This window comes from Luteimonas lutimaris (assembly GCF_039537065.1).
Lineage (GTDB): Bacteria > Pseudomonadota > Gammaproteobacteria > Xanthomonadales > Xanthomonadaceae > Luteimonas > Luteimonas lutimaris.
Genome location: NZ_BAAAZU010000015.1, coordinates 478 through 1,131, shown reverse-complemented (window position 1 = coordinate 1,131; position 654 = coordinate 478). Strand labels below are relative to the sequence as shown.

Sequence of the window (654 nt, the reverse complement as noted above, 5' to 3'; positions counted from 1 at the left end):
CTGCTTGCGGTCAAGGTGTCCGAGCTCGGGCAACAGCGCGAGGACGGTGGCCTGGAACACGGGCCCCAGCCCCTTGCTTGAGCGCAATGCCGGCGTGGCGTGTTCGTTGATCAGGGCCTTCATCGTCTTCTCGATCGCAGCCAGCTCTCGGACGAGGGCAGCGATGGTGCGCGCTGCCAGCTTACGGACTGCCGGAGGCGCCATGGCAGCCTGCTGCTTTTGGGCCTGGAGCAGGACCACGACCTGGCCACGACGGCGCAGCCAGTCACGCAGCTCACGCTGCCATGGCGGCGGCGCGACGTAGGGCCGCAGGCGGTCGGCAAACAGCCGGGCCATGAGCGCCAGGATCCGGGCGTCGATATCGTCGGTCTTGGCCAGCTCGCCGGTGGCTCGGGCAAAGTCGCGCGCCTGGCGCGGGTTGACCCGGGCAATCCAGAGGCCGGCATCGCAGCAGGCCTCGAGCAGCGGCTCCTCGTAGCCCCCAGTGGCTTCGACCACGATCCGCGTGGCCTTGAGTGCCTGAAGGCGCTTGACCAGCTTGGCGATGCCGGCGCGACTGTTGGCGAATCCAACCACGCTCGGCTGTCCATCCACGGCCAGCTCCAGACTGGCCTTGCACACATCGATCCCTGCTGCCGTCATCCCGGTTCTCCG

At 68.3% G+C, this 654-nt stretch carries 1 protein-coding gene; it reads right to left on the bottom strand.

Features of this window, described 5'->3' with window-relative positions; translation table 11 throughout:
• Positions 1-642 (bottom strand): IS110 family transposase (locus ABD679_RS10985; protein WP_344760033.1); only part of this gene is annotated, 642 nt, incomplete at its 3' end.
• Between the last annotated feature and the right edge of the window lie 12 nt (positions 643-654).